The 14,771-nt window shown below is 37.1% G+C and carries 12 protein-coding genes; 7 read left to right on the forward strand and 5 right to left on the reverse strand.

Going from position 1 to position 14,771, the window contains the following annotated elements:
• Positions 1-419: 419 nt before the first annotated feature.
• Positions 420-1,088 carry a leucine-rich repeat domain-containing protein gene (locus tag PL9214_RS04970; RefSeq protein WP_072717728.1) on the forward strand — a complete coding sequence of 223 codons (669 nt, stop codon included), beginning with the start codon at positions 420-422 and terminating at the stop codon, positions 1,086-1,088.
• Between the two features lie 64 nt (positions 1,089-1,152).
• Here the strand turns inward: PL9214_RS04970 and PL9214_RS04975 are convergent, their stop codons facing one another.
• Positions 1,153-1,812 (reverse strand): DUF1361 domain-containing protein, encoded by a 660-nt coding sequence (locus tag PL9214_RS04975; RefSeq protein WP_072717729.1) that lies wholly within the window; start codon positions 1,810-1,812, stop codon positions 1,153-1,155.
• Positions 1,813-2,184: 372 nt separating this feature from the next.
• Here PL9214_RS04975 and PL9214_RS04980 point away from each other — a divergent pair, with 372 nt between their 5' ends.
• Both PL9214_RS04980 and PL9214_RS04985 read left to right on the forward strand, forming a co-directional pair.
• Positions 2,185-2,778, forward strand: a complete 594-nt coding sequence (locus tag PL9214_RS04980; RefSeq protein WP_072717730.1) for a UbiX family flavin prenyltransferase — start codon at positions 2,185-2,187, stop codon at positions 2,776-2,778.
• Between the two features lie 41 nt (positions 2,779-2,819).
• On the forward strand, positions 2,820-6,122 hold the full coding sequence (locus tag PL9214_RS04985) for a SpoIIE family protein phosphatase (RefSeq protein WP_072717731.1): 3,303 nt from the start codon (positions 2,820-2,822) through the stop codon (positions 6,120-6,122).
• On the opposite strand, the gene PL9214_RS04990 is transcribed toward PL9214_RS04985, so the two are convergent.
• From PL9214_RS04990 to PL9214_RS05000, 3 genes are all read right to left on the reverse strand, one after another.
• Positions 6,101-7,135 (reverse strand): aromatic ring-hydroxylating dioxygenase subunit alpha, encoded by a 1,035-nt coding sequence (locus PL9214_RS04990; protein ID WP_072717732.1) that lies wholly within the window; start codon positions 7,133-7,135, stop codon positions 6,101-6,103. The two genes, PL9214_RS04985 and PL9214_RS04990, sit on opposite strands and share 22 nt — an antisense overlap.
• Before the next feature lie 169 nt (positions 7,136-7,304).
• Positions 7,305-9,341, reverse strand: coding sequence for an FAD-dependent oxidoreductase (locus PL9214_RS04995; RefSeq protein ID WP_072717733.1), 2,037 nt, complete (start codon positions 9,339-9,341; stop codon positions 7,305-7,307).
• A 13-nt stretch (positions 9,342-9,354) separates the two neighbouring features.
• The gene (locus PL9214_RS05000; RefSeq protein ID WP_186440296.1) at positions 9,355-9,846 is read right to left on the reverse strand and encodes a gluconokinase; all 492 of its coding nucleotides are present in this window, start codon (positions 9,844-9,846) and stop codon (positions 9,355-9,357) included.
• Positions 9,847-9,927: 81 nt separating this feature from the next.
• Between PL9214_RS05000 and PL9214_RS05005 the strand changes: the two genes are divergently transcribed.
• Positions 9,928-10,389 (forward strand): CYTH domain-containing protein, encoded by a 462-nt coding sequence (locus PL9214_RS05005; protein WP_072717734.1) that lies wholly within the window; start codon positions 9,928-9,930, stop codon positions 10,387-10,389.
• 84 nt (positions 10,390-10,473) lie between these two features.
• Here the strand turns inward: PL9214_RS05005 and PL9214_RS05010 are convergent, their stop codons facing one another.
• Positions 10,474-13,212, reverse strand: coding sequence for a HEAT repeat domain-containing protein (locus PL9214_RS05010; protein ID WP_072717735.1), 2,739 nt, complete (start codon positions 13,210-13,212; stop codon positions 10,474-10,476).
• 167 nt (positions 13,213-13,379) lie between these two features.
• On the opposite strand from PL9214_RS05010, the gene PL9214_RS05015 reads away from it, so the two are divergent.
• Genes PL9214_RS05015 through PL9214_RS05025 form a run of 3 tightly spaced genes read left to right on the forward strand, consistent with a single transcriptional unit; the run spans position 13,380 to position 14,720 of the window.
• Complete coding sequence (locus tag PL9214_RS05015; RefSeq protein ID WP_072717736.1) at positions 13,380-13,952, forward strand: Uma2 family endonuclease; 573 nt, start codon at positions 13,380-13,382, stop codon at positions 13,950-13,952.
• Positions 13,953-13,986: 34 nt separating this feature from the next.
• A complete protein-coding gene (locus PL9214_RS05020; protein WP_072718662.1) occupies positions 13,987-14,274 on the forward strand; it encodes a hypothetical protein in 288 nt (95 codons plus the stop codon).
• Complete coding sequence (locus tag PL9214_RS05025) at positions 14,274-14,720, forward strand: type II toxin-antitoxin system VapC family toxin (RefSeq protein ID WP_072717737.1); 447 nt, start codon at positions 14,274-14,276, stop codon at positions 14,718-14,720. Before PL9214_RS05020 ends, PL9214_RS05025 begins: the two co-directional genes overlap by 1 nt.
• The last annotated feature ends 51 nt before the right edge of the window (positions 14,721-14,771 follow it).

Raw genomic sequence — 14,771 nt, forward strand, 5'->3', positions numbered from 1 at the left:
GAAAGTTAGCGATCGCTGTGTCAATTGTTATTTTAATCGCAATATTTTACAATACAGTTTCTATTTTAAACGATCATTATCAAAATTAAAATTATCGGGTTCGGACTTTTTGCCTCGACCCGAGTGGCTGACTTCCCGCAGTGATCGTGATGGCACTAGGAGATCCGGTAAAATTGCCCCAGACCCAATATTGAAACTGTTGCTTGTTCGTCAGTTACAGCTTTTGAAGCCATTCCTTGAACAGGAGAACGATGATCTGACAGACAACGGGAATCAATGATGATTGAAAAATATCCTGACTTTGGTGATATGCTACCCTAACGATAGAACGACTTAATGGAATTCTAAAATGCTCTATAAAGTTTATTAAAACGTCACTTTCCAGACTTAACTTCAACCCTTTAGGAGGATTTAAACCCATGAATCAATTATTAGAAAAAAGGACAGTTAAACAGAAGCTGGGAGGGCTTTTATTATTGTTAAGTGTTGTGGGGTTTCCGGCTGCCAGTGTGGCACAATCACAACCGGATACACCTATTTTTAAAACCTTTCAAGATTGGTGTTCTAATCGTCAACAGTTGTTACCGGAAGCGAGGAGAACTGTGGATGTTTTATTACAACAAGTGGGAACTTCCGATTGCGATCGCGCGAATCAAATGCTTTCTCAACAAGAAAGGTTAGATTTAAGTACCTTTCTGATTTCTGATTTAAGTCCCTTAAAAGGATTAACTCATTTAACTTCATTGAAGCTTAATAATAACCAAATTTCCGATCTCACTCCCTTACAAACTTTGAATAATTTACACGAATTGGATTTAAGTTTTAATCGAATTACGGATATTAGTCCATTGCAACCTTTAACCCAATTAGCCCGAATTAATTTAAGTTATAATCAGATTTCTGATATTTCCCCCCTTCAGAGCTTAACAAGTTTAATTGAAATCTATCTCAACCATAATAAAATTGTTGATATTAGCGATTTAAAAGCTTTAACAAAACTTCGTTTCTTATTTATTCAAGATAATCCACTCACCTCTACTCAATGTCCGATTAATCCAAAATATGTTTGTCGCTTTGATCGGGAATAATCTAGGGCTTTGTCCAAGCTATTAAGAGATTCAAAATGGCTTTCATCCTGTCTCTTATTCTAATTTATCGCTTGATAATTTCTTCGGGATCTAATTCATCTAACCCTAAATAAAGCCGTCGAAACTGAAGCATTAAACCAAACGTAACCTGCTTCATTAAAGTATAGGAGATTGTAATCGCAATAAAAGTAATAAAAATAACTAATAAAGGCTTTTTAGTCGTTAAATCATCTAAGGTTTTAGAGAGAACTACATCCGGCTGAGTGACTAAATCCCAACTATTAAAGCGCCGAAATCGTCCCATGAATACTCCAATCGCACACAAAAGATGCGTCATGATTTCCGACAGAAAAATATATTGTTTTGCTCCTTCCTTTCTGAGATAATGATTTTGATTAATTAACGAAACAACATAAGCTTCTAACCCACTCAGAATGGCAAAGAGATGAAGGGGAATAAAAATTAGAGTAATAATCCAAACCGAATACCCTGCACGAGTTGCGCGAATTAAATGAATAATATCCGTGAGTAAATAAGGTGCATTGGGTAAAAAAGCAATAAAAATAACATAAATAATCCACCAAAACCAAGTTCGAGAAATACTTCTCCTCCGAAACAGCCAAAAACTTAAGACTAAGGGAATAAACGCCAAAAACAGATTCCAAATAATCCAACCACTGTGTCGATCAAAGACCTCCAAGGCATCCGCTAACAGTTCTCTCATAGATTTCTGCGTTTATGGTAAAATTATTCTTGTTTAGTATAACAACTCCGTTCTCAGGAATTCCATAAACTCCTATGATCGAGGGCTGTATTCTCTCCTGGTGTTAGCAAATTTCCAACTCAAATAGCATGGCAAATTTATTTTCAACTCACCCGTCTACAGAAGCTCGAATTCAAGCCTTAATGAAGTTGGAACAAAAAATCTGAACCCTCTCAATACCTGACAAAAAAGCCCCCAAAACTGTTTTATTTCCTAGAAGAGAATGCAAAAACGGAGTGTTCTTTCTGGGAAATTAAGAGAGGACATGAGATTTTTGGCTCGGATTCAGCTAAAATATAAGAATTGAAATTGTTAAGCCTCCAATTTGTCAACATGACCAGTTCTAAACGTCTCATCGTTGGTATTAGTGGGGCGAGTGGTATTATTTATGCCGTGCGTTTGTTGGAACTCCTACAGAAAACCGATGTAGAAACCCATCTTGTCGTTTCCCGTGCGGGAGAAATCACCAGAACCCATGAGTTAGGACTCGATGCGAAACACCTTCACAATCTAGCCAGCGTCAGCTATTCTATTAACGATGTGGGAGCAGCGATATCGAGTGGTTCCTTTCGGACGATGGGGATGGTGATCCTTCCCTGTTCAATGAAAACCTTAGCTGAAATTGCAACGGGGGTAACGAGTAACCTCCTCACCCGCGCGGCGGATGTGGTACTCAAAGAACGCCGTCGGTTAGTCTTAATGGTGCGGGAAACCCCTCTCCATGCCATTCATCTCAAAAATATGTTAACCGTGACTGAATGTGGGGGAATTATTATGCCTCCGGTTCCTGCATTTTATACGATGCCGGAGTCAATTGATGAAATGGTGACAAATACCGTTTGTCGGGTTCTTGATTTGTTTGATATTGAAGTCGGTCAGTTGAAACGTTGGGGAGAAGAAATTGATCTCGGTGGGTCTAAGATGTAGACAGGATAGGGTTCAATTAATTTAATAACTTCCTATAATCTATGTCAATTCGCTTACCTCAAGTTCAGTTAATCTGGTTCAAAATTGTTCGGAAATCTCGGCATCCAATTCCGATCCGAACGGTTTTGATTGTACCATTTTTACTTCAAATTTTTGGGGCGGTTGGCGTTGTGGGATGGCTATCATTTCAAGCGGGTCAGAAATCTGTTCATGAAGTTGTTAGTCAGTTACAAAATGAAATTAGTGCGCGGGTTGAACAAAATTTAGAAGCGTATTTAACGGTTCCTGAAAAGATTAATCAAACGAACTTAAATTTAATCCGTTCAGGAACTTTAACCTTAAAAAATTTAAACTCTTGGGAAAAATATCTCTGGGGACAAGTTCAAATTTTTCCTGAGATTAATTTTATTAAAGTTACCAATGCGGCGGGTCAGGAACGCACCGGGGAACAGTTGGGTGATGGTTCATTAAGAATTAATGTTGTTGATACATTTACCAATTTTGACTTCTATTCTTATCAAACCAATAATAAAGGCGATCGCACAAAAGTTGCAACCATTGTTAAAGATTTTGATACCCGCAAGGGGGTTTGGTATCAAGACGCAGTGAAAGCGGGAGGCACCACTTGGAGTTCCGTTTATTTATCCTTATTAGAACCGACATTATTAATGAGTGCTTTACTCCCGGTTTATAATCCTCAAACCCAACAAATTCAGGGGGTTCTGAATACAGCTTTACGGTTAGATGGAATTGGAGATTTTTTAAACCGATTAAAGGTAGGGAAATCAGGACAAACTTTTTTAATCGATAGTAAGGGCACGTTGTTAGCCACATCAACCTTAGAAAAACCTTTTCAAGAAATTAATAATGAAAGGCAGTTATTTCCGGCTATTAACAGTAAAAATTTATTAACCCAAGCAACAGCAAAGTATTTAAGTCAAACTCAAGGGAATCTGAACAATATTAAACAAGGAAAAGATCTCGAATTTACATGGAACCGTGAACGCTATTTTGTTAAAGTCTTACCCTTTCAAAAAGGAAAAACGGTTAATTGGTTAATTTTGGTGGTGGTTCCTGAATCTGATTTTATGGAACAAATTAATACTAATACTCGCACAACAATTATTTTATGTAGTTTGGCATTATTAGGAGCTACAGTGATAGGATTATTAACGGCACAATGGATTGTTAAACCGATTTTACAATTAAATATTGCAGCGAAACAAATTGCTCAAGGAAACTGGGAACAAACGGTTAATTTAAAACGCAAGGACGAACTCGGTCAATTAGGAAGATCGTTTAATCGCATGGCAAAACAGCTTAAAGAATCTTTTACAATTTTAGAAGCTAAAAATAAAGAATTACAAGATTTAGATCAATTAAAAGATGAATTTCTGGCGAATACCTCCCATGAATTGCGAACACCTTTGAATGGAATTATTGGGATTGCTGAATCTTTAATCGAGGGAGTAACGGGTGATTTACCATCAGAAACCAATAGCAACTTAGCGATGATTGTTGCGAGTGGTCGGCGTTTATCGAGTTTAGTGGGTGATATTTTAGATTTCTCTAAACTGCGTCACAAAAATATTGAATTGCAGTTGCGACCTGTGGATGTTTATAGTATTGTTAATGCGGTTTCTATTCTGAGTCAACCCTTAATTACTCAAAAAGATCTGCATATTATTAATCGCATTCCAGCCGAATTTCCCTTAGCAGAAGCCGACGAAAATCGCTTACAACAAATTCTATATAATTTAATTGGAAATGCCATTAAATTTACTTCAGAAGGAATTGTAGAAATATCAGCCCGAATTTTATCGGAAACGGAAAAACCTCAAATGGCGATTACGATTTCTGATACTGGAATTGGAATTGCTGCGGATAAATTAGAGCGAATTTTTGAATCCTTTGAACAGGCGGAAGGGTCTACGGCGAGGGAATATGGCGGGACAGGATTAGGATTAACCATTACAAAACAATTGGTGGAATTACATGGCGGTAAAATTACGGTTCAGTCTGAGTTAGGAATCGGTTCTCAATTTACATTTACCCTCCCTATTGCTGAAAATACGATTAAAAACCCATCGGAAAATCGGGTTAAAAATTTGAGCAAACCGTTACAAATTAATCCTTTAATTGCGATTAATCCCAACTTTTCTAAACCGTTTATGGATTATTCTCCGGAAACAATCAAAATTTTAATTGTGGATGATGAAGTGGTTAACCGTCAAGTTTTATTTAATAATCTTTCATTAAATAATTATGCCGTTTTTCAAGCTACTAATGGAGAAGAAGCGTTAGAGTTAATTGAGCATGGACTTAAACCGAATATGATTTTATTAGATGTGATGATGCCTAAAATTACTGGATATGAAGTGACTCAAAAACTTCGAGAACGCTTCAATGCAACAGAATTACCGATTATTTTATTAACCGCTAAAACCCAAGTACAAGATATTGTTACCGGGTTAAATATGGGTGCGAATGATTATATGATGAAACCCTTTGCTAAAGATGAACTGTTAGCTAGAATTCGTACCCATATTAATATTAGTCGTCTCCATGCTGAAAATTTACGGTTAGCAACAGAATTAGAAGTTACTCGACGTTTACAACAAATGATTTTACCCAAACCGGAAGAACTTGCTACTATTCATGAATTAGAAATTTTGGGATTTATGGAACCCGCAGAGGAAGTGGGGGGAGATTATTATGATGTTTTAGAAACCGATGGTGTGGTAACTTTAGGAATTGGAGATGTCACCGGACATGGGTTAGAAAGTGGGATTTTAATGTTAATGACGCAAACCGGAATTCGCACCCTCAAGGAAGTTCGTGAAACTGACCCGATTCAGTTTTTAAGCATTCTCAACCGCACGCTTTATAAAAATGTGGAACGGATGAATGTTGACCGGAATTTAACTTTAGTTCTGTTAAATTATTATCAAGGATTATTAACAGTAAGTGGACAACATGAAGAGATTTTGATTGTCCGTTCTAATGGTACAATTGAACGAATTGATACGATGGATTTAGGAATTCCCATTGCATTAGATGAAGAGATTACAGAATTTATTGATTCTACAACTGTTGAGTTAAAAGCGGGAGATGGAGTCGTTTTATATACGGATGGAATTACTGAAACGTTCAATTTGAGTAAAGAACAATATGGGTTAAATCGTCTTTGTAATGTAATTTCTAAAAATTGGCATAACCCCATTGAAGACATTAAACAAGCGGTTATCAATGATGTTGTGATGTTTCGGGGTGAACAAAAACAGTTTGATGATATTACTTTATTAATTTTAAAACAAAAAGCTCATGTTAAGGATTCAGCTTGACGTTTAATTAACCGTTGAACACTTTTAATGGTGCGATTAAATTCATATCCTTGGCGTTGGGGATATTGTAAATAAGCTTGTTGTTCTTCTTCTATCATTAAAATATCTTGTTTTACTAACCCGTCTAATAGTTTTTGTGCGGAACCAAAACATAAATCTTTAACAAATTTTCTAAATTTAATAGGGAGTTTATGGAGTCGCCAAAAAGCGTTTAAAGAGGTAAAATGAATTAAATATGCACGGGTTTCGGTTAAACTAACCGGACAGAATAAACAATAGATTTTAAAATATTCTCCCAAGGTAGAAAACCAGTGGGGATAAATATAACTAACCGTTAGAGGTTCAGGATGAAGTTGTCTTAAACTGGGAAAAAATAGCTGAGAAATTGACCAAATTTTATCAATTTTATAATAACTCTGCGCTTGATAGTAAGCATCAACTCGGTTTTCAGTTTCTTCGATTTTGTCTAATTTAGCATCTGTCCACGCTTGCCAATCTTGGTGTAAATGTCCGTGATACATATCCATTAAATTTTCAATTAAAAAGGAAAAATGCCCTTGATAATGGATAACGGAAACCGTTGCAATATAATTCAAATCATCCCATTCAGGAACCCCTAACGGTTGAGTTTCTGTAGCATTTTCTCCCAGAAATAACCAGATAAACCCATCTAATTCTTTAACGGGGTATTGTCGAATTTTGCAATTTTTAGGTAATTTTTGGTTATCATCTAAATAGGGAACGTTTACACAGTCTCCTTGAGGATTAAATTGCCAACCGTGATACGCACATTCTAAATTATTCTCAATTATTTTACCATGACTTAGTTTAACTTGTCGATGGGGACAGCGATCTTCTAAAGCATGAATTGTTCCTGAATTATCCCGAAATAAAACAATATTTTGATTCCATAATTTTACTCCTAAAGGTTGGTTTTTAACTTCTTTACTGCTGGCAACAACATACCAGTAATTAAAATTAATTTCTAACTGTCTAATATTAGAATTTATCATGGTAGTCAGTGGTCATTAATCCAGTAACGGAACTTAAAAAATTTCAAGCCAAAACCTAAATTAAACTTATTATAATCCAGTTATATCCTTTTTCTATTTATATTTAAGTCCCGGTAGGGGTTGGGTCTCCCAACCCCTACCGTAAAATATTAAAATTTATTTAGAATGGCTATATCTTTAAAAAGCCTTCTGGAGTGACGGAAAAAAGCGATCGCCTTTGCAACCCTTCCTGATGTAAAATCTCATTAGCGGCTAATAAACCACTACTAATGGCTCTTTCCATTAAACCACAAGGAAACGGCATTTTAACCCAATCTCCCGCAAACATTAAGTTAGAAACCCCAGAATTTGTCACCGGACGATTGGCATAACTTCCGGGGGGATATCCAGCAAAATTTTTCTGATTGACTAATTCTCGATGTAATAAAGTGGCGGATTTTAATTCGGGAACAATTTCATAAAGTTCTTGTTCAAACGTCGTTAATAACGCTTCTTGAGTTGGAAATTCAGTTTCTTTATAACAATAGGCGTGTAATTCAACAACACTTCCTCCCGTTTCTTGATGCCATTGAATATATTCATCTTGGATACAATGATAAAGAGTAATACTATCGGTTAAATCATAACCCGATAAAGAGGTAAAATGGCTATATTCCCAAGGAAAATCTCGGTCAAACCAAAAGCGACAAACCGCAAAAGGGTCAGCAACTTGTAATTGTTCAATTTGTTGCTTAATCTGCACATTAATATCCCCTGTCATTAAAGTAAATAACTGCTGTGTTCCTGGAATATCCGTCGCCAATACATAATAATCCGCTTGAATCATTTGGGGAGAATTTGTAGCAGGGATAACAGATGAATTTGCTGCTGTTGTATTATCATCAGAATCACTTACCCCTCGTTTAAAGTTTCCCTCCTCCCCCCAATTTTTGGGGGGTTGGGTGATTTCTTGTACTAACTGCACTTGGTCATTCTGTCTTTGAATCACTTGATATTGTTGTAAATTTCGTTGTGCTGGCCCCGAAATAACCTCACCTTTTTGATTAAAAACAGCACCATGACACGGACAGTGAAAATATCCATCCTCTGCCATTTTTACAGTACAGCCTTGATGGGTACAGTGTAAAGAAATAGCTGTATTATTTTGGGTAGATACGGCATAAACATCATCAGCATTGCCAAAATATTCAAACCCTTTAGAGGATATAATAGGATTAGATGTTACCCAAAATGGAACTGAATTAATTGCATTTCCTTGGACATAAGTAATCGAGTCAATTTGACCTTGATTCCAGTTAAAATGACTAACGGTTATTTCTGTTAAAACTTCTCCCCCTTTTTCTTGAATTGCATTCACTAAAGGTTGGACTAAACTGGTTCCCATATCTTGACGAGTTCCATTAAAGGCTAACCCTTCAGGATTCCCAAAAAAATAGAAATGAAAAAACTGCATCAGTTCCCCCACACTCAGTTTATCCGGTGCATTTAAACTGGATTTTGCAAAGGGAAGAAAATATAAATCATATAATCCTTGGGGGAAATCTTCACGCACCCAATCTGCAACGGAAATCTCATCTAACCGTTGATAACTATTCGGAATTTTAAACCCTCCAATTTCTCGAAAGACTTTCCAATGATTGAGATGGGTTAGATTAATTCCCCAGTTTAACCGATTGGGAGAAGATACTCCTAAATCAACCACATTCCAAGGAAATGCAGACCGACTAGGACGAAAAATTTCGGGTTGATATTGGTTATTCCTAAAAACAACCGCATAGGATTCTAAAGATATGAAATTATCTTTAATTTTAAGTTGATTAACTAAAGAATTTAAGTTATAATATTGAGGGAAAAAACCATGAAATCCATGTTCCATTTTAAAGGTTTTATCGCCCACTTGAATATCCCAACTTGCAATTTTACCGCCCAATTGAGGAGACTTTTCTAATACAGTAACTTTAAATCCCCGTTGACTGAGTTCATACCCACAGGCTAATCCTGCTAATCCTCCACCGACAATAACAACGTGCTTCGGTTGCTCTAAAAATTGCGGTAAATTAATCATATCTGGTTGAAAAATCGCAGGTTCAGGTTTATGAAATCGAGAATATCCTAATACCCCTGTTACTGCACCAACCCCTAAAAATTTGAGGACAGAACGACGAGAAAGATTAGAGAATGAAGAGGAGTTAAATTGTTCAGTCATGGATCATTTAAACTTAAGGTTGTAACTGCAAATAGGTTTTAATTTGATCTACAATTTCTAAGGGGGAATCGGAAATATCAACATATAAAGCCGTTTTAGGTTCTTCTAAAATGTCTAATTGAGTATCGAGCAGATCAGCAGACATAAAATGATTATACCGACTTTGGAGCCGTTGTTGAATTAATTTTTCTGGCCCTTTTAAATAAACTAAGCGCATTTGCTGAGGATCTCTCCATAACATTATACGATAGGAATCTTTCAATGCAGAACAAGCTAAAACGACATTATTTTGAGTTTCTAACCAGTGGTCAATCGCCTTTTGAAGCTGCATTAACCAAGGCATTCGATCACTATCCTGCAAGGGAATATTTTTGCTCATTTTAGCAATACTTTCGGGAGAGTGAAAATCATCAGCATCGTAAAATTGCCACTGCAAAGATTCCGCCAAAAGTTGACCAATTGTTGATTTCCCAGAACCGGAAACCCCCATCACTAAAATAATCATTATGGCTCACAAGAGGAGAACGTGAAAGATAAAAAATTTGTGCTAAAATATAGGTATAACTGATTTTTTTAATCACTGCAAATGGCAACGGAAATTGAACGGAAATTTTTAGTCGAAGGGGATGGATGGCGATCGCTTGGCGTTGGAGAAATCTATCGTCAAGGCTATATTAGCAACAATAATGGACGAACAGTTCGAGTGCGGGTGGTAGGAGAACAAGGCTATTTAACCATTAAAGGGTCAACAACGGGAATGAAACGGGCAGAATTTGAGTATAAAATCCCCGTTAAAGATGCTCAAGAATTATTAGAAACCTTATGCGATCGCCCTTTTATTGAAAAAACACGATATAAAATTAATATCGGGAATTTAATCTGGGAAGTAGACGAATTTTGGGGAGAAAATCAAGGATTAATCTTAGCCGAAGTGGAACTAGAAACCGAAGATCAAAATATTGATATTCCTGATTGGATCGGAGAAGAAGTCACCTCTGATCCCCGATATTATAACTCTAATTTAGTTAAAAACCCCTTCAAACCGTAGTAAACTTTTCAGGGCTTTCTTCCCAACAATTTAAAGTTAACAAAATCAAGAATTAAACTCAATAAATTCTTGATAATGGGTTAATTAATATTCTGCAACCCAACTTTCAACCGCCGCTAACAAATTCTCCTGCGACGCCACAAAGGAACGTTGCGGGAATGGTAACGGGAGGGGGTCGGGAGTTACCCAACCAAGGTGTAAGACGTCCGTGAGATAGTCGCAATAGTCGATGACTTCGGGGGTGGGTGTCCCATCTGCGAGTAATAAAATGAACAGATGGGGGGTTTGGAGTTTCTGTTTCAGGTGGATAATTTTGGTTTCTAGGTTAGCGAGGGTTTGCACGTCGGGGGGAGTTCCATCGGGTAATAATTTTTGATAAAGACGGTTACAAAAGGCTTGGATAAATTCGTTTTTGATGTTGAGGGTTAGTAGTTTGTTGACGTTGATGCAGTGGACGGGGAGGTGAGAAAGTTGGGTAGAAATATCGGTGTTTTGTTGTTCTAATTTTTGCACCGTTGGCAATACCTCAACGGGGGTATTATTGGTTATTTCAGGATGGGGGGTCAGGGTGTTGGGATACCATGCTTGATAAAATTTGGGATAAGGCAGATTTTGGGCGCATTGCCAGAGAAGGTCATAGCAGCTTTCAAACCGATCAAAATTATTCTTGTAAACTTCATTAGTTAGGTCATATTTGATGGCAGAAACTACATCTGCATATTGTTTTTCGGTTTGAATTATTTTTCCTAAACTATAGGCAAACGACCAGCGAATATATTTATCCTGAGTGGTTTTTAATGCTCTAATTAACTCCTGTATTACTAACTCATTTCCAACAGCAATTTCCCCTAATCTCTCGGCAAATGTACGGCGAGTATATTCATCTTCAGTGGTTTCTAATACTTGAATTAACGCCCGTATTGCTAACTCATTTTCAACGATAATTTCCCCTAAACTATAGGCAACCGTACTGCGAGTATATTCATCTTCAGTGGTTTCTAATACTTGAATTAACGCCCGTATTGCTGACTCATTTTCAGGGTCAATTTTCCTTAAACTCTCGGCAACCCACCTGCGAGTATCTTCATCTTCAGTGGTTTCTAATGCTTGAATTAACACCCGTATTGCTAACTCATTTCCAACAGCAATATCCCCTAAACACTCGGCAACCGTACTGCCAGCATCTTCATCCTTAATGCTTCCTAATACTTGAATTAACGCCCGTATTGCTAACTCATTTCCAACGGCAATATCCCAAAAAATATAGGCAACCCACTTGCGAGTATATTCATCCTCAGTGGTTTCTAATACTTGAATTAAATCCTGTATTGCTAACTCATTTCCAACGGTAGTTTTCCGTAAATTATAGGCAACCGTCCAGCGAGTATCTTCATCCTTAGTGGTTTCTAAAACCTGAATTAACGCCCGTCTTACTAACTCATTTCTAGGGCCAATTTCTCCTAAGCTATCCGCAGCCATGCTGCGAAGCCATTCAGTCTCAGTGGTTTCTAATACTTGAATTAACGTCTGTATTGCTAACTGATTTTCAGGGTCAATCTTCCATAAACTAGAGGCAAACATCCAGCGAGTATATTCATACTCATTTTCCGTGGTTTCTAATACTTGAATTAACGCCTGTATTGCTAATTCATTTCCAACGGCAATTTTCCCTAAAATATAGGCAGCCCACCTGCGAGTATCTTCATCCTCAGTGGTTCCTAAGACTCGAATTAACTCCCGTATTGCTAACTCGTTTCCAACGGGAATTTTCCCTAGACCCTCCTCGGCAACTAACCTGTGAATATATTCATCCCCAGTGATTTCTAAGATCCGAATTAACACCTGTATTGCTAACTCATTTTCAGGGTGAATTTCCCCTAAAATATAGGCAACCATCCAGCGAATATCTTCATCACCAATGGTTTCTAAGATCCGAATTAACTCCTGTAGCGCTAACTCGTTTCCAACGGCTATTTTCCTTAAACTCTTGGCAACCGTCCAACGAGTCACTCTATCATCAGTGGTTTCTAATACTTGGATTAACGCCTGTATTGCCAACTCATTTCCCATGGCAATTTCCCCTAAATTCAGGGTAACCCAGTGGCGAGTAGTTTTATCCTCAGTAGTTTTTAAGACTCGAATTAACGCCTGTATTGCTAACTCATTTCCCATGGCAATTTCCCCCAAATCAATGACAACCCAGTGGCGAGTAGTTTTATCCTCAGTAGTTTCTAAAACCCGAATTAACGCCTGTATTGCTAACTCATTTCCAACGGCAATTTCCTTTAAAATCTTGGTATTGGCAAACATATCTCGATACCCAGTGGTTTCTAAGACTTGAATTAAATTAGTAATAACTTTTTCTCTGATTTTCTCTGCTAATACTATTTTTGCACCTTGCCATATTAGGTAAATAAAAGTTATCCTTTCTTGCTTTTCAATATCAAAATAACCATAAGCCCATTTAACAATCTGTTCTATAATTTCATCAGATAAACTACATTGTTTAAAATTATTAATTCCCGCAGCAGCCAAAAGATAGGCATGATATTCATAAAAACCTCTATCTACTTTTGCATAACTCCACTCTCCACACCCATCATCAAAATTAACTAACTTCTGAATAAATGCTTCTTTTTCCTCTGAATTGATATCATCACGCCCCAACCAGAATAAAATGATCTGTTTCCATTGGGGTTGAAAAATCCGATACTCTTTGCCCTCCACCGGACTATTCACATGATTTCTGGGTAGAAAATAATCCCAATCGTTAATCCCTAAAGCGGTCTGATATTCCTGAGATGTGCGATCGCTAGTTTCCATTGTAACCTCCTAATTTTAAAGCCCAATCAAATATAGAATTTTCCCGTTGCGGTTTTCGTAAATACTGTTCAACAAATTTTTCCTCAAGATATAATTTGAGTCAAGTTAAAAGAGCGATCCCATTTTCTATCAAATCAGTCATAACAATCAATTTGGACTTCTTTACCATGCCTCAAATGACCGTCAAAGACCTAGAACGCATTGAGTCAGTCCTGAGTGAAGCTGGCTTGGACTATCAAATTGAAATCGAACAAGGTAATATTACCATTATCGGCCCATCAGATATCGTCGCCAGTGAAGTTTCCCTAGAATTTGCTTGTCAACTCAGTAATTGGGTCAAACCCCGTCGCCTGGGTCGTGTTTTTGACTCCGCAGGGGGGTTTATTTTACCCAATAGTGACTTAAAAGCGCCGGATGTGTCTTTTGTGTTGCGCCATCGCCTTCCCCGTAGTATTCGCTATTTTGCCACTCTCGTTCCCGATTTAGTTGTTGAAGTTAAATCTCAAAGCGATCGCCTCAAAAAAATCCGAGATAAAATTCAAGTGTATCTGCAACAAGGGGTTAAAGTTGCCATTCTAATTGATCCCGATACCTGTCAACTGGAAGTTTACCAACCTAATCAGCCTATCATTGTATTAGGAAATGGTGATATTTTAACCCTAAGCGATCTCCTCCCCGGATGGGAATTAGTCGTTTCAGAGATCTGGCCTCCTGTATTTGATGAAGATGAATCATCCTAGACTAAAATTAAACCCATTATCCTCTATTAATATTATGAATACTATTGAACTGCGAAAGCAAATCGAGAAAAATCTTTTACAAATCTCCCCTAAAAACCTAAAGACAATTGCTAAATTTGTTGAATTTATTAAACAACAAGAGAATTCCCAAAATATTCATCCCCTATTGTCAGAAACAATAGCCTATAAACCTGCTTCTGGTCAATCGGTATTACGAAACGCAGGTCAATGGGTTGGTGATGACTTAGAGGACTGTCTTGACTTCGTAAATCAAACTAGAGGAAAAGTATTAACCAATAAACATATTAATCCTTTTGAATAATGTACCTTTTAGATACCAATCACTGTAGCCTTATTCTCCTAGAAAACCAAGCTGTTATCCAAACCATAAAACAAATAGGAGAAACCAATATAGCCACCTCAGTTATTACAGCAGGTGAGCTAATTTACATGGCAGAAAATTCTAAAAATAAACAGCAAAACTTAAGCTTGATCAACCAATTTATTGAAGATATTAGAGTTTATTATATTGATGAAGAAATAGCCAAAGTCTATGGACAGATTAAAGCAGCCTTAATCAAGGAATTTGGCCCCCAACAAAAAACGAAACGAAAAACAACTAAAATTACAGAATTAGGTTTTGATGAAAATGATCTGTGGATAGCTGCTATTACTCGGTTTCATGATCTGACCTTAGTAACATCTGATAGCGACTTCACCCGCATCCAAACCGTTATCAATTTAACCCTAGAAAACTGGAGAACATAAAGAGTAAGGCGATCGCTAATTTCTTCAAACTCTCCAATAACACCCGCAAAA

Origin of the sequence: Planktothrix tepida PCC 9214 (assembly GCF_900009145.1) — a bacterium.
In the GTDB taxonomy this organism is placed as follows: Bacteria; Cyanobacteriota; Cyanobacteriia; order Cyanobacteriales; family Microcoleaceae; genus Planktothrix; species Planktothrix tepida.